We start from the raw sequence: 15,989 nt of genomic DNA, 5'->3' as shown, positions 1-15,989 counted from the left end.
ATGGATTACTATTCCTATGAAGGATTTACAACCACTCCCTTTAAAGTAGCAGTCACCAGAGAAATGATTGCTGATTATGCACGTTCAATCGAAGAAACCGAATCGCTTTTTTTCAATTACAAAGAAGCTATTAATAAAGGGTACGCCGATATTCCAGCACCACCCTGCATGCCTATGATTTTTTGGCAATATATTAAAGTACCTTGGATGAATGGAGGTGACTCTTTTATTCATAAATATCAATCGATTAACTATAGTGAACCAGTGATGGCGGGCCAAACTTATACGTGTATGATCACGTTAAAGTCGGTTAAATCCAAACGCTCATTCCTTATTTTGGATAATGAACTAGTTGGTGAAAATGAAAGAGGTAAAGTCATCTTCACTTCAAACTCTACACTAATTGGGGAGATGAAAAAGTGAATACGTTATTTGCTTTAGAAGTTGGTCATTCACTCGAGACGATCTCAATCAAAAACGTTCCTTCAATTTGGATTACAAGATATGCAGAAGTTTCAAAAGATTTCAATCCAATACATGTAGACCAAGATGCTGCACAACAAAAGGGATTTGATCAGCCCATCGTTCATGGAATGCTCACTATGGGTTTCACAGGTCGAATACTGTCGTCTTATATGAATGCCCACTTACTGATACAACAAATGAATGTCATGTTTCTTGCACCTCTGCAGGTTGGAGACGGAGTGGAATTAACAGGCGTTGTCAAAGAGAAATGTGTTGCTGAAGTTAAGGTAGAAGTAACAGGTATGAGCAGTAGTGGACATAGAGTGATTCGAGGTGAGATAGTAGTTAAGAATAGAAAAATAAACTCATAGAATATTAATTCAATCGTTTCATGACATATTAGAATGGAAAAGAAACCAAAACATGTTATGATGGTTACGAACAATTGAATAGTAATATCTTCCACTAGGGGGACCTTTCTATAAGTAAATAGAAATTATTTACTTACTAATAAAGGTTGAGATTAAAGTAATACTTTAAGACCCTTAGAACCTGATCTGGTTTACACCAGCGTAGGAAAGTGGAGTTGCGGAGCAATACGTTTCTACCTATTTTTCCGATACAACCACTTTCTTATGATTGTTAAGAAAGTGGTTTTTTATATGCAAAAATATGTGAAAGTATATATTTTTAAGAGTATTTTCTTAATTCGAGCTAGTGTGGAGCTTTACGCTTTTCTTATAAATCAGGGATAGGTTACTATTCGAGTAAAATTATTGAGGAGGAAGTATTCATGACATTTTCTAAGCTTTTAAGAGAGGAATCCGATTACATTTGGGAAGCAAGCTTTCATCATCCGTTTGTAACAGGAATTGGGGATGGTACATTGTCTTTAGAAAGTTTCAGGTATTACGTCATGCAGGATTCTTATTATTTGTCCCATTTTGCAAGGGTTCAAGCTTTAGGTGCTGCAAGGGCAAAGGATCTTGACACTACAAGTAGATTAGCATCTCATGCACAGGGAACATATGAAGCAGAATTGTCTTTACATCGAAACTTTTCACGTCGTCTTGGAATTACTGAAGCAGAACAAGCAAACTTCAAGCCGTCACCTACTGCTTATGCATATACATCCCATATGTATCGTGTGGCATATCAAGGACATTTAGGTGATATTATCGCAGCAATATTACCATGCTACTGGCTTTACTATGAAATTGGGGAGAAACTGCAGACGTGTTCCCCTAAAGAACCAATTTACCAAGAATGGATTGCAGCATATGGTGGAGAAGGTTTTAGAACATTAGTCGAGGAACAAATTAATAGACTAGACAAGATTGCCGAAAAGCTAACAGAAGATGACCGTGAGCAAATGAAAGAACATTTTATCATTAGTAGTCATTACGAATATTCATTTTGGGAAATGGCTTACAATTTAGAGGAATGGCCGGTCCGAAAAGGAGCATTAAAATTCACATAGAAAATCATAGAAAATGAATTAATATTTTGTAACAGTCTCATACAATTGAATATAAATACACTAGGGGAGTCTTTAAAGACTGAGATGGAGAAAGTCCAGACCCTTTGAACCTGATCTAATTAGAACTGGCGTAGGGAAGTGGAAATGTAGTTATAGTCTATACATATAATAACAAACCACTCCAACGCCGGGGTGGTTTTTTGATTTCTGGAATTATAGATATTAAGGGTATCATCTTTGCTTTCAAAAATGAGGAGGATAGTTGGAATGAAAAATGCAGAATTACATGTCATATCCACTGGGAAACAGGAACCTCAGAAATTAGCGGAAATTGTAGGTCAGATCCATCCATATATCGATGCCATTCATATTCGTGAAAAGGCTAAAACGGCCAATGAGATTTACGAAATAGTGAATTTATTAACAGACCAGAAAGTGCCTCTTTCTAAAATAATAATCAATGATCGAGTAGATGTTGCCTTTGCTTCAAAAGTAGCAGGAGCCCAACTAGCCTATCATTCTTTACCTGTAGAAATTGTTAAAAAACAGTTTACAAGCTTGAGAGTTGGATGTTCTGTGCATTCAATTGACGAGGGTCTAACTGCACAAGAACTAGGAGCAGATTATGTTATTTTCGGACATATTTTTCCCACACAATCGAAGCCAGGATTAGTATCTAAGGGTTTAAATCAATTAGAACTCGTAGCTCATCATGTTTTGATACCAGTATTAGCAATAGGTGGTATAAAACCTACAAATATTAGAGGAGTCATCGATGCAGGTGCACAGGGAATTGCTGTGATGTCTGGGGTCTTAGAAGCAGAAAATCCTTTAGCAGCAGTAAAAGAATATTATCAAAATCTATCTACTTAACAACTGAATTGTACTTAAATATTTTTATGGGAGAAGGGGATTTTTGATGAGATATGTTTATGATGCAATCGTAGTAGGAGGCGGAGTAATCGGGGGAGCCATTGCGTATAACCTTGCAAAACGAGGGGGTAAAGTCCTTTTGCTGGAAAAAGAACGACTTGCTAGTAAAGCCTCTGGAGCTGCTGCTGGGATGCTGGGTGCTCAAGCAGAAATGGATGGACAAGGATCACTTTTTCAATTAGCTAGAAAAAGTAGAGCGATGTTTACCCAACTAGCTGGCGAGATAAAAGAGACGAGTGGAATAGATATAGAACTTATAAATAAAGGCATGTTGAAGGTTGCCTTAAACGAACAGCAACAGCAGGAATATAAGCGAGTCATTGCTATCCAACGACAAAGTGGAGAGCAAGCCGATTGGATGACAGGTAAAGAGGTAAGAAGGAAAGAGCCAGTATTGTCTGATGCGATTACAGGAGCAATGCATCTTGAAAAAGATGGGCAAGTAGAAGCTACTCAGTTAACTTTAGGGTTTTTAAAGTCTGCAGCAGCACGTGGTGTAGTAATAAAGGAATTCGTGGAAGTATATTACTTTCAGCTGTCAAAAGGGAAGGTCTCGGGTGTTGTAACGAATGAAGGAAATTTTAATAGTGAAAATGTCATTGTTGCAGGTGGTGCTTGGAGTAGGAAGTTACTTTCAAAAACAGGCTTACAGCTAGATACCTATCCTGTGAAGGGTGAATGTTTTTCTGTTGTTACACATAGTCAAATACTAACGACTACAGTATTTTCGCATGGTTGCTACCTTGTCCCTAAGAAGGGGGGAAGAATCATTGTCGGTGCAACTTTAAAGCCAAGAACATTTTGCAAAAAAGTTACGGTAGAGGGAATATCCATACTGATGGAACAAGCAAAAAAACTGATGCCGTCCATTGTTGAAGCAGAATGGGAGCGGGCATGGGCTGGCATTCGACCGCAAACCGCTGATGGGCTTCCGTACTTAGGAGAACACCCTATATACAAAGGTTTATTTATTGCAACAGGGCATTTTAGAAATGGAATATTACTTTCTCCTATAACTGGTGAGGTTATCGCCGACTTGGTTGAAGGTAAACCAACATCACTAAATTTGGAACCTTTTCGGGTAGATCGTTTGGTCAGGCAATTAACATAAAAAAGGAGTGAAGCAAATGGAATTAGTGATTAACGGGAACAAAATAGAAGTCCCAAATACGGTGGAAACAGTAGCTAACCTTTTGCAGCACTTCGAATTACAACAAAAGGTAGTTATCGTTGAATGGAATGAAATGATATTGGAAAAAACATCACACCAAGAAACCGAACTTAGTAATGGGGATAAAGTTGAGTTAGTACATTTTGTAGGAGGCGGATGATGATGTTAAAGATTGGATCATATGAATTCACGTCAAGGTTATTATTGGGCACTGGAAAATATCCTGATTTTGATATTCAAAAAGAAGCAGTAGCTGTTTCAGGAGCAGAGATATTAACGTTCTCCGTTCGTAGAATGAATATATTTGAATCAAGTCTACCTAATTTTTTAGAAAAATTAGACCTAAAAAAGTACATTTTACTGCCAAATACGGCAGGTGCAAAGACAGCAATAGAAGCGGTTCGAATTGCTAAATTAGCTAAAGCTTCTGGTCTTTGTGACATGATTAAAGTTGAAGTAATTGGATGCCAAAAAACGTTATTGCCTGATCCTATAGAAACATTAAAGGCTTCAGAAGAACTGTTAAAAGAGGGATTTACCGTTTTACCCTATACATCAGACGATGTTCTATTAGCTAAACGATTAGAAGAATTAGGCTGTCACGCCATTATGCCAGGTGCATCACCCATTGGTTCTGGTCAAGGGATCATTAATCCATTAAACCTTAGCTTTATTATCGAACAGGCAAAAGTGCCTGTAATAATTGATGCTGGTATTGGGACGCCTTCTGACGCAGCCGTCGCGATGGAGTTAGGTGCCGACGGTGTATTACTTAATACTGCTGTTTCAGGAGCAAATGATCCAGTGAAAATGGCATTGGCCATGAAGCTAGCGATTGAAGCGGGACGATTAGGATTTGAAGCAGGTCGTATTCCGAAAAAGCGATATGCGACAGCTAGTAGCCCTTCGGAAGGGATGAGCTTTAGTTGAATGAACGTTATTCACGACAAAAACTATTCGCTCCAATAGGGTCACAAGGACAATCGAAATTAAGAAAAAAACATGTATTAGTGATTGGTGCAGGAGCACTTGGAACGGGGAGTGCCGAAGTGCTTGTTCGTGCAGGGATAGGGAAGTTGACTATTGTGGATCGAGACTACGTGGAATGGAGTAATCTCCAACGTCAACAGCTCTATACCGAAAGGGATGCGAATCATCGAATTCCAAAAGCCATCGCAGCGAAAGAACACTTAACGCTCATAAATTCGGAGGTAGACATTGAGTGCCATGTGATGGATGTTTCTGTAGAGGAAATGTTACAGCTTGTTAAAGACGTGGATCTAATCATGGATGCAACTGATAATTTTGATATCCGGATGATTATAAATGATATTTCCCAGAAGTTTCAGATTCCCTGGATATATGGTGCGTGTGTTGGAAGTTATGGAATTACCTATACTGTACTTCCAGGAGAAACTCCTTGTTTAAATTGTTTGCTAGAAACTGTGCCAATGGGTGGGGTTACTTGTGATACCGTCGGAATTATTAGTCCTACTGTTCAAATGGTCGTTTCTTATCAAACTACAGAAGCCTTAAAACTTTTGATTGAAGATTATTATGCATTAAGAAAAAAACTTGTTTCATTTGATCTCTGGAAAAATCAATATGCAGGTATTAACGTAGACAAAATTAAGAAAGAAAGTTGTTTATCTTGCGGTTCAAATCCTACGTATCCGTATTTAGCTTTTTCAAACCAAATAAAAACCGCCGTATTATGTGGAAGAGATACCGTTCAAATAAGACCTCCTGAAACAATGGATAGAAATTTAGAAAGTTTGGCTAAGGTTCTTTCAGAACAAGGAGGGAAGATTTCACAAAATCCGTACTTACTTTCTTTTTCAATTGGTGATCATCGCCTGGTTATTTTTAAAGATGGACGGGTATTAATCCACGGAACAAAAGACATTGCTGAAGCTAGAACTTTATATCATCGCTACTTGGGTTGAGACTTAAGACCAAATGCCGTTAAAAATAGGCATGCTGAGTAATGCTGGTGTAACCATACCGATTGTGGGGATTGAAGGGTATGTAAATCGAGAGTAGACGTAGTAATTAATAATCGTGCTGATGGGTGTTGCAATCAAATGATGGATCATCCAGCAGTTTCTCCTAAAATAGCAGTACATGATTTACTGAGTAAATGATTTAGTTTCTTTCAAATTTATAAACATTTCTGTAATGTAATCATTATTTCACTAGAGTTTGCATATGAAGAAATATGGTCCCAATAAGCAGATGATGAATTCACCATTTTATCGCCTGATGTTTGCATGAATCGAACTCTTTTTCCGGGACTAAATTTGTTTGAAATAGGGTGGGGGAAGCGAAACCGATTATTGGAGTTACCTCTTATATGGAGCTTGATGGAGACCATTATATGATATCTATTGATTCTGCGAATGTTATATTGCAGGCGGGAGGCATACCATTGATGCTGCCTAATTTAGAGGATATCCGTGATGTTGAGGAAATTGCCGCATCAATCGATGGTCTTTTTCTTACAGGTGGTTATGATATTGATCCAACTCTTTTTGGTGAAGAGCCACAACCGTATTTAGGAGTCATTGTTCCAACTCGTGATGCTTTTGAATTAATGCTCATTCGGAGATTTTTATCACTCGACAAACCAATATTAGGTGTCTGTCGGGGGTGCCAGATACTTAATATTGCTGTAGGTGGTGATATGTATCAAGATATAGGGTCTCAAATAAAGCATGATATTCTTCAACATAAGCAGATTGCACCCAAATCACATGGTTCACATTTTGTCGATGTGGCTGGTGGGACGCTGTTACAACTAGTAACAGGTTCCAATCGTTTTAAGGTCAACAGTCGCCATCACCAGGCCAATCGAAACGTTCCATCACCTTTTCGCGTGAGCGGTTATGCGAGTGATGGGGTCATTGAGGCGATTGAAAGTGAGGAGCATTCGTTTGTATTAGGTGTTCAGTGGCATCCTGAAAATATGGCCATTACTAATGATGACCCTTCCTTGAAGATTTTCGAAAAATTTGTTCTAGCATGTAAAAAACTCTAGTCATTTACCCACTATTGCATAAAAAACGAGCACCCTCAAGTATGGTTACAATATACTGAGGGTGTTTTTTATTTTGTTATGGAATTGATATTTTTTACTCCAATGGAGACATTATTAATCGAACCTACACACTTAAGAAGGACCATTTCCAGATGAATATACTTCTTCAAACGGCTGAACGATGACAAATCCTTCACCTTTGAATTCCATTTGAATTGATTCCCCACTTCCACGACCTAATAAATTTCTAAAGCTCACATCTGTTTTGAATTCTGGGGTTAAATGACCGGACCATGCGACAGTTGCGTTCGGATCAGTGATAACTGATTCCCCAGGACGGACAATAAGGGTCAAAGGCTCATAATGGCAGGTAATTGCTACTCTACCTTTCCCTGTTAAATTCACATTAAATAATCCGCCGGACATCATTCCCGCTACTTTCTTCATAAGTTTAATATCCCATTTAATGCCGGGTTCAAAAGCGAGTAGGTCATTCCCATTCACTGTAATCGACTCATTGTTTAACTCGAAAATCGTGATTTTTTTACCTTGATCAGCTAAATACAGTCTCCCGTTTCCTTGTGCTTTCATAAGAGAAGCACCTTCACCCGTTAACGCTTTTTTAAACATTTGACTAACGCCATGTTCCAGTATTTTTTCCCGTTCAAATTTAATCTGTCCAGTGTACGAAATCATCGATCCCGTCTTGGCCCAGACTAGCCCTGATAAGTTTACTTCCAGGATTCGTTCCGTTTCTAATTCGAAATAATCATTGTCGTTGTCATTTTGCTTAGTTTGTCTAACAAATTCCTCAATCGAATATTTACCCATCTCATCAAGTCCCCATTCCTTATGAATTGACTATACATACGAAATGATTGGCATTAAAGTTTCATAGTCGCATCTACAAAAAGTGAATTCTAGCGACGATAGCCGTGGGAATGATGTTAAGCGTTGGTACTTTTTAAAGTGCACACTGAGTGCAACCTTGAAGGCGATCAACTTATTAGCAAATTCTCTGGAGTTCGGCTAACCATTTACCGTTTGGTTTTCTTCGCTTGTTGCTCCCAAATTTTCAGGTGAGGGTATGGATCGAATGCCCATTCTGTCCGTCCATTATATTTGTACATGCCATAATGGAGATGAGGGGGGAATCGACCAGAAGTTCCTTTTTTACCGTATCCAGTACTGCCAACATAACCAATAATAGTTCCTAATTCTACAATATCTCCTTCTTTAATATCCTTGTTAAAATAAGCTAAATGAGCGTAATAGTGGTAGGTATTTTGTATATCTCGAATGCCTACTCGCCAACCTCCAAATTCATTCCATCCCATTACTTCAATTACTCCATAAGACGTCGATTTTACAGGAACGCTATAATCAGCGTACAAATCAGTTCCTTCATGTATTCGTCGACCTCCCCAGCCTCTGTTGGCTCCCCATGTTCCGTTATAACTATAATTATGATTTAACGGTATTGGAAAAACATGTTCACCTAAATCCAGTGTGTTGAAGTGTTTATATAAATTAGCTATCGTCATGATTTGATTAACGGTTTTTTCGCTCTTATAATAATTCCATAAGGCCATTTTAAAACCTTCTTCAGATTGTCCGTAATTACCTAAGTAAATAGCTAATGTATAAAGCACATCTACATCATGATTCGGGTCCGCCAGCCCGTCTGCATTACCGTCTAGTCCTTGACCCCCAAAATAAGCTATGGATTCGGGTGATGTATCTTCCTTATTAGGATTGAGCGAACCCGACCAGTAATCTTTGGAAAATTGAATGGAAATAATGCTATCCTTTTTAGGGATATCATTTCGTACTTGTTGAATATTACGTTCAAACTGATCTACCGCGGCTAAATAGTACCAAGGGACCATTAAGTTCTCGAATTTCAAATAATAAGACATTCGTTCTTCCATACGTTGCTCATTTGTTGGTGGTTCTTTTGCTGAAACGACCGTGAAAAAAAGAAAGCACAATGTAATTACATAGAGTGTAAAAAGAAAAACCTGCTTCAACTCAAAAACCTCCTTTTTGGTTTATTCTTTAGAATATCCTAATTTAAATAATTCATTACTTTATGTCATTTTTAATTGTTTCAAATGAATTATAAAATGTACCATACATAAAAAGATTTAAAAGGTCCCAATCTAAAGGAAACAAATTAAGGAGGAATTAGATGAAAAAATTATGGATGGTAGCAACAATCTTTCTCATAAGTTTTACATTAATGGGCTGTGGTACAAGAGAGGCAACAAATGATACTGTCAACGATAATACAGTAAATGAGACAACGAACGATAACGTTGAAACTGAAAGTAATATGGGTGGAGATGAGTCACTATTAGAATTGGCGGATGAAGCTGCGGATAAAGTCGTAGAGTTAGATGAAGTAGATAGCGCGACGGTCATTATTACAAATAATAACGCTTATGTAGGAGCGGTCTTAGAAAATGAAACAGAAGACATGGACCAGATTCAGGCAAAGATTAAAGAACAAGTAGAAGCGACGAACGCAAACGTTAATAATGTATATGTTTCAGTAAATCCTGATTTTGTAGAACGAATGACTGACTATGGCAATAAAATTGATGAAGGTAAACCTGTTGCAGGTCTATTTGAAGAATTTAATGAAACCGTTCAAAGAATATTCCCTGAAGCCAGTTAAGAGCTAATTGGAAAATAAATTAAATTAATATAAAACGTATAGAAGTCCAACAGCCAAAAGGTTGTTGGACTTTTTTGACCAATTCTTTCGTTATTAAAAAATTGTGAAAATTACCGAATCATCTGTATTATTAACTTAAACCAGTAAGTTCATTAAACTAAAGTTTATGTAATATTTAGTCTCGGTGACATCATTTATTATAAGTAGAAGTAATAACTTCATTTAAGTGCATCATAAAGAATATGGATTACCTTAACACAAACAGAAAGGATGTATAACATGGTTGTCTTTGAACAAGAGAAATTAGAAATTTGGATTCAAAAATATCCACTTCTAAGTAAAATCACTAAGTTAGAAACAGTTGTTTGGTTGAATCCGCATCTAAAAAAAATGAGTGAGATATCCTCACTTCCAGTTAATAAAGAAGATATGGAAGACGCAGCTCGATTATGGCAACGCTTTGCTCCCTTTTTATCACATGCATTTCCTGAAACTAAAGTGACAGAGGGGATCATTGAATCACCATTAAGAAAAATACCTAATATGAAAACTGAGTTGAACAGTAAGTATGACGCCAACCTTAATGGTGAGCTTTATTTGAAATGTGACAACGAACTGCCAATTGCCGGATCAATAAAAGCACGAGGCGGTGTCTACGAGGTACTTCATTATGCAGAAAAATTAGCGATTGAAGAAGGTTTAGTTAGCAAAGAAGATGATTACACAGTGTTCTCTAGTGATAAATTTAAAGAGTTTTTTAGCAAGTACTCAATTGGTGTTGGTTCAACAGGAAATTTAGGGTTAAGCATTGGTATTATTGGTGCAAAACTAGGTTTTCATGTTTCTGTTTACATGTCAGCGGATGCAAAGCAGTGGAAGAAAGAATTGCTGCGTGAAAAAGGTGCTACTGTACATGAGTTCAAAGGAGATTTTAGTGAAGCGATTTTGGCAGGCAGACAACAAACCTCAGAGAATCCAAGTGGATATTTTGTCGATGATGAAAATTCTAAACTTTTATTCTTAGGCTACAGTGTTGCGGCAATGCGTTTGCAAAACCAGCTTGAAGAGGAAAATATTATAGTAAGCGAAGAACAACCTTTATTTGTTTATTTACCTTGTGGTGTAGGTGGTTCACCGGGGGGGATTGCATTCGGATTAAAGCAAATTTTTGGGGATAATGTTCATTGTTTCTTTGTAGAGCCAACCCATTCACCCTCTGTGTTAATTGGATTATTAACAGGAGAAAAAGAAAAAGTTAGTGTTCAGGATTTCGGGATAGATAATAAAACCGAAGGAGATGGATTAGCAGTAGGAAGGCCTTCAAGTTTCGCATCATCTATTAGTGAACATTTGGTAAGTGGCATTTATACATTGGAAGATGATGATTTATTTAAATTGCTGGCTTTACTTGCAGACAGTGAAGGAGTATATATAGAACCGTCTGCAACGTCTGGTCTTATCGGCCCTGGACAAATAGTAGCATCTAAATATGCACAACAAAATAAGTCGAATATGAACCAAGCAACACATATCGTGTGGGCGACGGGTGGAGCACTAGTGCCTAAAGAAGATATGTTAAGTTTTTATAAAAAAGGAAAGAGTATGATTTAATGCTTTGTTCTATTTTTCAACTAAATGTTAAGGAAAAGGTAGCTTTCTCAAATGAGAAAGCTACCTTTTTTCTTTGTAATAATCTTAGCCATTGAATGATTATTACAAAGCCCATTAGCGAATACTATGAGCAATAAATTTGGAACATCAATTATTACAATAACTATCAATTTAAATGGATAAAGCCGAATTTAATACCTTTAATTGAAAATTAAATTTTGTGAAGAGAGGAGAACTTTCATTGCAACTTATTTTGCCGCATGCAGGTATAGTCTTGGTGATAGGTCCATCTAATAGTGGAAAATCGACTTTGTTAAAAAATATGGTCGAAAAGAAAAATATACTGTCATCTGAAATTATAAGTTCAGATGTATTTAGAGTTTTAGTAAGTGACATTGAATTTATTAATTTGTGTGACAGACAAAAAGATGAAGAAGATAACCTAACGGACGAATACAATAGCATTTCTAAAGAAGCTTTCGACGTGATGGATTCTGCGATTGAAGCAAGATGTCGTTTAAATAAATTAACGTTTGTGGATGCAACTCACCTTCACTGTGATGGTCGCAAACGATATATTTCTCTAGCTAGAAAAAACAATGTTCAAATTGTATCAATTGTTCTCGAAATACCTGAAGAAAAACTGTTAATAAGAGATAGGCAACGAAAGAATCCTCGAGGAGAGAGGAGAATCAAAGAACAGTACCAAATTTTCAAAAGAGAAAAGAGTTTGATAATAAAAGAAGAATACGACTCCATTCATTTAGTTAAGGAAACAAAAAATCTTGAATTTATCAGACTTACAAACCCTATTATAAAAGATATACAGCAAGGAATAGATGTTATCGGTGATATTCATGGTTGCTATGAGGAACTAATTCTTATGCTCGAAAAATTAGGATATAAAAAAAATGAAACAGGTCTTTATATTCATCCGGATGGCAGAAAGTTTGTTTCCATTGGCGATGTCATGAGCAGAGGACCTCATTCTCTTAAAACGATGATTTTATTCTACGAACATGTTCAAATGGATCTTGCTTATATGATTGATAGCAACCACGGTTGGAAAATTGCAAGATGGTTGGATGGAAGAACTGTAACATTAAAGCATGGTGATGAAAGAGTGGAAGAAGAATTTAAAGTATTTGAAAAAGAATCTGGAGCTGTAAAAGCACTTGAATTAAAACACAAGTTGAAGGAATTTTTTCTTTCTGCACCTTCTCACTATGTATTTATGAAGAACGGTATACAGTCATTAATTTGCACGCATGCCGGTATTAAAGACGATTTTATCGGAAAGCAATCGCAAGCTATTAGTGACTTCTGTCGCTTTGGAGATACAGATGGATTTGATGAAACGGGAAAGCCTGTGCGAAAGGATTGGTTTATTTCACATAATAAAAGTTCGTTGATTGTTTGGGGGCATGATCCAAAACCACGTCCTTTATTGGTTAATAATACTATCAACATCGATCAGGGAGTTGTCTTTGGAGGGGCACTTACCGTCTATCGTTATCCAGAAGAAGAATTTGTTTCAGTTAAATCCAAGAAAGATTACTCAGGAAGTATTGATAATCCTTTGGAAAGAAAAAGTTCTCAAGTTTATCCTTAGTTTGTAAATAATTTAAATTTGATATGTATTTAAGAGGTGATTTGCTGGAAATAAATAGCATTATTTTTATTTGAATGTCCTTTGTTTAAAAAAGTTACAAGCTATTAGTCATAAAATTTAACGGATAGGTTTCATTAAATCGGGAAGAATAATTCTTGTACGATTTACAAAATTGAAGGAGGAATTGTTATGTCTTGGAATACCCCGAAACCAGATGATCGATCTGATAATGCAGAAAAGCTTAAGGAAATGAAAAAGAATACAGTTGATAATATGGAGGCAGCAGAAGAAGCAATGCACTTTGCTGATGGTAAAGAACTTGAAGATATCAAACAGAAAAATGCACGCCGTAAAGAAAGCATTGAAGGATTCCAAAAAGAAATAGAAGATGAAATAGTACATCAAAAAGGATATACCCAAAATTAATAACAGCACTGTGTAATGTGAAATTCATAATAGGTGGTAAAAAGATGGGGAAATAATCTCTCCATCTTTTTACCCGTTTATAAGGTTTTAAATAATAGAAAAAAGAAACCCCGATTCCATTGGGGTTTCTTAAATTATCTTTATTAACTTGATTTTTTTCCGAGATAAGCTTCTACAATCCGTGTATCTTCTAACAAGTCTGTAGCTAGTCCATTAATTATTATTTTTCCGGTTTCCATAACGTAACCATAGTCAGCTACTTTTAGCGCTTGTTTTGCATTTTGTTCGACAAGAAGGACGGTCGTGCCGGTTTCTTTTATTTCTCGTATCATTTTGAAAATATCAGCCACGATTAAAGGTGCCAATCCCATGGAGGGTTCATCTAGCAATAATAGTTTGGGCTTTGATAGTAATGCTCGTGCAATAGCGAGCATTTGTTGTTGGCCACCTGATAGGGTACCACCAAGCTGTTCTTTTCGTTCTTTTAAAATTGGAAATCGTGCCATTACTTCTTCAATATCTTTTTTTATGTCTTTATCGTTTCGATGGTAGGCACCCATTTCAAGATTTTCCAAAACGGTCATGCTTGATAATATAGCTCGACCTTCAGGGACAAGCGCAATCCCTTTTCTAAGAAGTTGATCGGGTCTCAGGCCAGTAATATCTTCCCCTAAAAACTCAATAGTTCCACGTTTTGGTTTTAATAAACCAGAAATTGTTTTCATCGTGGTCGTTTTTCCTGCACCATTTGCACCAAGAATAGTTACGACCTTACCTTGCTCTACTTCAAGACTAACGCCTTTTAGAGCTTGAATTTTTCCATAAAAAGTTTCAATTTCAGTTATTTTAAGCACTTTGTTCGTCCTCCTCTGAACCGAGGTATGCTTCAATAACATCTTTGTTGTTCTGGATTTCTTGAGGTGTTCCTTCTGCAAGTTTCTTTCCAAAGTTTAAAACAGTAATTCTGTCACAAAGTTTCATTACGAAGGGCATATCATGTTCAATTAATAATACCGTTATACCTCTTTTTTGTACTTTTTTAATTAAGTCAAACAGGTCTTCCGTTTCGGTTTCATTCATCCCGGCAGCGGGTTCATCTAACAGTAATAATTTTGGATTACTGGCTAAAGCTCTGGCAATTTCAAGTCTTCTTTGTTGTCCGTATGCTAAGTTTTCCGCTACAACTTCTGAATAACTAGATAAACCTACTAATTCTAATAAATCTGTAGCGGTTTCACGTATGAATTCTTCTTCTTTACGTTGAGACTTTGTACGAATAACACTTCTTATAACACCTGATTTAATCCGGCAGTGACCTCCAACTAAAACATTTTCTAGTACCGTCATTTGAGAGAAAAGACGTATATTTTGGAATGTTCGACAAATACCTTTATCGGTAATTTTATGTGGTTTAGTCCCTGATATTTTTTCTCCAAGAAAACTAATTTCCCCAGAAGTGGGGAGGAACATGTTCGTAATAATATTAAACATCGTCGTTTTCCCGGCACCGTTAGGACCTATTAAACCAAAAATTTCACCTTCATTTATTTTGAAAGAAACATCCGTTAAAGCGGAGATTCCGCCAAAGTTTTTAGTGATGTTATTTAATTCCAGTACCATGGTCGGACCCCCTTTTAAACTTCATTGTCTTTTTAATCCATTTCAATATTGATACATCTATGATTCCTTGAGGGCGGAATGCCATCATTAAGATAAGGATTACACCATAAATCATATATCGATATTCACTTATAAATCGCAAAGCCTCAGGCAAAACCGTCATAAATGCTGCTCCAAATATAGCTCCCCAAATTACATCACTACCACCGAACACTGCAAAGATTAGTATTTCTATTGCGCGATGATAAGCAAAATCTGCGGGACTGATATAGGCCAAAACATGGGCATATAAAGCACCAGCAAAACCCGCTAAAACGGCCCCTTGAGTAAAGGATAAAACTTTGTAATATGTAATATTAATACCCATGGACTCAGCGGCTTTTTCATCCATTTTAATGGCTGCGTAAGCTCGTCCAACACGAGATTTATTTTGTCTAGTAAAGAACCATACGAGTAAAATATTAATCCCTAATAAGATGAGAAGGACAAGTAAATAAATAAATTGATTGTTTTTTAAGCCAATCATTTCTGGATCAAAACCAATTGCTGCGAAACTTTTTAATAGTGCTCTACCCATATGGGGAATACCAGATAAGCCAATTGCACCTTGAGTTACAGATTCCCAGTTAACAAAGATTACACGAACGACTTCACCAAAACCTAGTGTAGCTATGGCCAAATAGACTCCTTGTAACCTTAGAGCAGGGATTCCAATTAAAATTCCAAAAATACCTGCAACTATTGCACCCGCAAAGATACCAATTATAATTGGTAAATCAAAGTTAATCGTTAATAGGGCAGAAGTATAAGCCCCGATTCCCATAAATCCAGCACTTCCTAAGGATAATTGACCTGAGGAAAGAGTAATATAAATGCTTATTGCTAGAATGATATTGATCATGATAAAGGATGCGACTTGTAAATAGTATGGATTTAATAGTTCTCCTAACATAA

At 36.7% G+C, this 15,989-nt stretch carries 19 protein-coding genes and 2 riboswitches; of the genes, 13 read left to right on the top strand and 6 right to left on the bottom strand.

Translation table 11 applies throughout. The features are described from left to right. The 8 genes from C406_RS0111155 to C406_RS0111120 all read left to right on the top strand — a co-directional run bounded on the left by C406_RS0111155 (position 1) and on the right by C406_RS0111120 (position 5,995). Positions 1-423 carry an FAS1-like dehydratase domain-containing protein gene (locus C406_RS0111155; protein WP_017380708.1) on the top strand — a complete coding sequence of 141 codons (423 nt, stop codon included), beginning with the start codon at positions 1-3 and terminating at the stop codon, positions 421-423. Continuing rightward, on the top strand, positions 420-836 hold the full coding sequence (locus tag C406_RS0111150) for a MaoC/PaaZ C-terminal domain-containing protein (RefSeq protein ID WP_017380707.1): 417 nt from the start codon (positions 420-422) through the stop codon (positions 834-836). The genes C406_RS0111155 and C406_RS0111150 overlap by 4 nt, the downstream gene beginning before the upstream one ends. A gap of 86 nt (positions 837-922) precedes the next feature. Then, positions 923-1,061, top strand: a riboswitch (TPP riboswitch). Positions 1,062-1,258: 197 nt separating this feature from the next. Further along, a complete protein-coding gene (gene tenA, locus C406_RS0111145; protein WP_017380706.1) occupies positions 1,259-1,945 on the top strand; it encodes a thiaminase II in 687 nt (228 codons plus the stop codon). 52 nt (positions 1,946-1,997) lie between these two features. Then, a riboswitch (TPP riboswitch) is annotated at positions 1,998-2,099 on the top strand. 113 nt (positions 2,100-2,212) lie between these two features. Continuing rightward, complete coding sequence (gene tenI / locus C406_RS0111140; RefSeq protein ID WP_017380705.1) at positions 2,213-2,818, top strand: thiazole tautomerase TenI; 606 nt, start codon at positions 2,213-2,215, stop codon at positions 2,816-2,818. Between the two features lie 46 nt (positions 2,819-2,864). After that, on the top strand, positions 2,865-3,989 hold the full coding sequence (thiO, locus tag C406_RS0111135) for a glycine oxidase ThiO (protein ID WP_017380704.1): 1,125 nt from the start codon (positions 2,865-2,867) through the stop codon (positions 3,987-3,989). A gap of 16 nt (positions 3,990-4,005) precedes the next feature. After that, the gene (gene thiS / locus C406_RS0111130; RefSeq protein WP_017380703.1) at positions 4,006-4,209 is read left to right on the top strand and encodes a sulfur carrier protein ThiS; all 204 of its coding nucleotides are present in this window, start codon (positions 4,006-4,008) and stop codon (positions 4,207-4,209) included. Positions 4,210-4,211: 2 nt separating this feature from the next. Continuing rightward, positions 4,212-4,979: a thiazole synthase gene (locus C406_RS0111125; protein ID WP_026045677.1), complete on the top strand. Its 768-nt coding sequence runs from the start codon at positions 4,212-4,214 to the stop codon at positions 4,977-4,979. Next, positions 4,976-5,995, top strand: coding sequence for a thiazole biosynthesis adenylyltransferase ThiF (locus C406_RS0111120; protein ID WP_017380701.1), 1,020 nt, complete (start codon positions 4,976-4,978; stop codon positions 5,993-5,995). Before C406_RS0111125 ends, C406_RS0111120 begins: the two co-directional genes overlap by 4 nt. 3 nt (positions 5,996-5,998) lie before the next feature. Here the strand turns inward: C406_RS0111120 and C406_RS20520 are convergent, their stop codons facing one another. Then, complete coding sequence (locus C406_RS20520; RefSeq protein WP_155966734.1) at positions 5,999-6,145, bottom strand: hypothetical protein; 147 nt, start codon at positions 6,143-6,145, stop codon at positions 5,999-6,001. A gap of 218 nt (positions 6,146-6,363) precedes the next feature. Between C406_RS20520 and C406_RS0111115 the strand changes: the two genes are divergently transcribed. After that, entirely contained in the window at positions 6,364-7,086 is a 723-nt protein-coding gene (locus tag C406_RS0111115) for a gamma-glutamyl-gamma-aminobutyrate hydrolase family protein (RefSeq protein ID WP_272943005.1), read from the top strand. A 132-nt stretch (positions 7,087-7,218) separates the two neighbouring features. Here C406_RS0111115 and C406_RS0111110 read toward each other — a convergent pair whose 3' ends face one another. Both C406_RS0111110 and C406_RS0111105 read right to left on the bottom strand, forming a co-directional pair. Further along, positions 7,219-7,917 carry an AIM24 family protein gene (locus C406_RS0111110; RefSeq protein WP_017380699.1) on the bottom strand — a complete coding sequence of 233 codons (699 nt, stop codon included), beginning with the start codon at positions 7,915-7,917 and terminating at the stop codon, positions 7,219-7,221. 206 nt (positions 7,918-8,123) lie between these two features. Continuing rightward, a complete protein-coding gene (locus tag C406_RS0111105) occupies positions 8,124-9,116 on the bottom strand; it encodes a M23 family metallopeptidase (RefSeq protein ID WP_017380698.1) in 993 nt (330 codons plus the stop codon). Between the two features lie 161 nt (positions 9,117-9,277). Between C406_RS0111105 and C406_RS0111100 the strand changes: the two genes are divergently transcribed. The 4 genes from C406_RS0111100 (at position 9,278) to tlp (ending at position 13,415) form a co-directional block, all read left to right on the top strand. Beyond that, on the top strand, positions 9,278-9,766 hold the full coding sequence (locus C406_RS0111100; RefSeq protein WP_017380697.1) for a YhcN/YlaJ family sporulation lipoprotein: 489 nt from the start codon (positions 9,278-9,280) through the stop codon (positions 9,764-9,766). A gap of 279 nt (positions 9,767-10,045) precedes the next feature. Next, on the top strand, positions 10,046-11,377 hold the full coding sequence (locus tag C406_RS0111095; RefSeq protein WP_017380696.1) for a D-serine ammonia-lyase: 1,332 nt from the start codon (positions 10,046-10,048) through the stop codon (positions 11,375-11,377). A gap of 241 nt (positions 11,378-11,618) precedes the next feature. After that, entirely contained in the window at positions 11,619-12,989 is a 1,371-nt protein-coding gene (locus C406_RS20200) for an AAA family ATPase (protein WP_017380695.1), read from the top strand. 189 nt (positions 12,990-13,178) lie between these two features. Continuing rightward, positions 13,179-13,415 (top strand): small acid-soluble spore protein Tlp, encoded by a 237-nt coding sequence (tlp, locus tag C406_RS0111085; protein WP_017380694.1) that lies wholly within the window; start codon positions 13,179-13,181, stop codon positions 13,413-13,415. Positions 13,416-13,558: 143 nt separating this feature from the next. Here tlp and C406_RS0111080 read toward each other — a convergent pair whose 3' ends face one another. From C406_RS0111080 to C406_RS0111070, 3 genes are read right to left on the bottom strand one after another with little or no spacing between them, the layout of a single operon-like run. Then, on the bottom strand, positions 13,559-14,269 hold the full coding sequence (locus C406_RS0111080) for an ABC transporter ATP-binding protein (protein ID WP_017380693.1): 711 nt from the start codon (positions 14,267-14,269) through the stop codon (positions 13,559-13,561). Further along, complete coding sequence (locus C406_RS0111075) at positions 14,262-15,035, bottom strand: ABC transporter ATP-binding protein (RefSeq protein ID WP_017380692.1); 774 nt, start codon at positions 15,033-15,035, stop codon at positions 14,262-14,264. Before C406_RS0111075 ends, C406_RS0111080 begins: the two co-directional genes overlap by 8 nt. Beyond that, on the bottom strand, positions 15,016-15,987 hold the full coding sequence (locus C406_RS0111070; protein ID WP_017380691.1) for a branched-chain amino acid ABC transporter permease: 972 nt from the start codon (positions 15,985-15,987) through the stop codon (positions 15,016-15,018). The genes C406_RS0111075 and C406_RS0111070 overlap by 20 nt, the downstream gene beginning before the upstream one ends. Between the last annotated feature and the right edge of the window lie 2 nt (positions 15,988-15,989).

Source organism: Paenisporosarcina sp. TG-14 (genome assembly GCF_000297555.1).
GTDB lineage: Bacteria > Bacillota > Bacilli > Bacillales_A > Planococcaceae > Paenisporosarcina > Paenisporosarcina antarctica.
This window is presented reverse-complemented; position numbering and strand designations above follow the sequence as displayed.

What these genes read in the sequence shown, in the direction of transcription:
- C406_RS0111095 (WP_017380696.1), top strand. Translation starts at nt 10,046, where the DNA reads ATGGTTGTCTTTGAACAAGAGAAATTAGAAATTTGGATTCAAAAATAT.
- tenI (WP_017380705.1), top strand. Translation starts at nt 2,213, where the DNA reads ATGAAAAATGCAGAATTACATGTCATATCCACTGGGAAACAGGAACCT.
- tlp (WP_017380694.1), top strand. Translation starts at nt 13,179, where the DNA reads ATGTCTTGGAATACCCCGAAACCAGATGATCGATCTGATAATGCAGAA.
- C406_RS0111070 (WP_017380691.1), bottom strand. Translation starts at nt 15,987, where the DNA reads ATGTTAGGAGAACTATTAAATCCATACTATTTACAAGTCGCATCCTTT.
- C406_RS20520 (WP_155966734.1), bottom strand. Translation starts at nt 6,145, where the DNA reads ATGATCCATCATTTGATTGCAACACCCATCAGCACGATTATTAATTAC.
- thiO (WP_017380704.1), top strand. Translation starts at nt 2,865, where the DNA reads ATGAGATATGTTTATGATGCAATCGTAGTAGGAGGCGGAGTAATCGGG.
- C406_RS0111155 (WP_017380708.1), top strand. Translation starts at nt 1, where the DNA reads ATGGATTACTATTCCTATGAAGGATTTACAACCACTCCCTTTAAAGTA.
- C406_RS0111110 (WP_017380699.1), bottom strand. Translation starts at nt 7,917, where the DNA reads ATGGGTAAATATTCGATTGAGGAATTTGTTAGACAAACTAAGCAAAAT.
- tenA (WP_017380706.1), top strand. Translation starts at nt 1,259, where the DNA reads ATGACATTTTCTAAGCTTTTAAGAGAGGAATCCGATTACATTTGGGAA.
- C406_RS0111100 (WP_017380697.1), top strand. Translation starts at nt 9,278, where the DNA reads ATGAAAAAATTATGGATGGTAGCAACAATCTTTCTCATAAGTTTTACA.
- C406_RS0111075 (WP_017380692.1), bottom strand. Translation starts at nt 15,035, where the DNA reads ATGGTACTGGAATTAAATAACATCACTAAAAACTTTGGCGGAATCTCC.
- C406_RS0111125 (WP_026045677.1), top strand. Translation starts at nt 4,212, where the DNA reads ATGTTAAAGATTGGATCATATGAATTCACGTCAAGGTTATTATTGGGC.
- thiS (WP_017380703.1), top strand. Translation starts at nt 4,006, where the DNA reads ATGGAATTAGTGATTAACGGGAACAAAATAGAAGTCCCAAATACGGTG.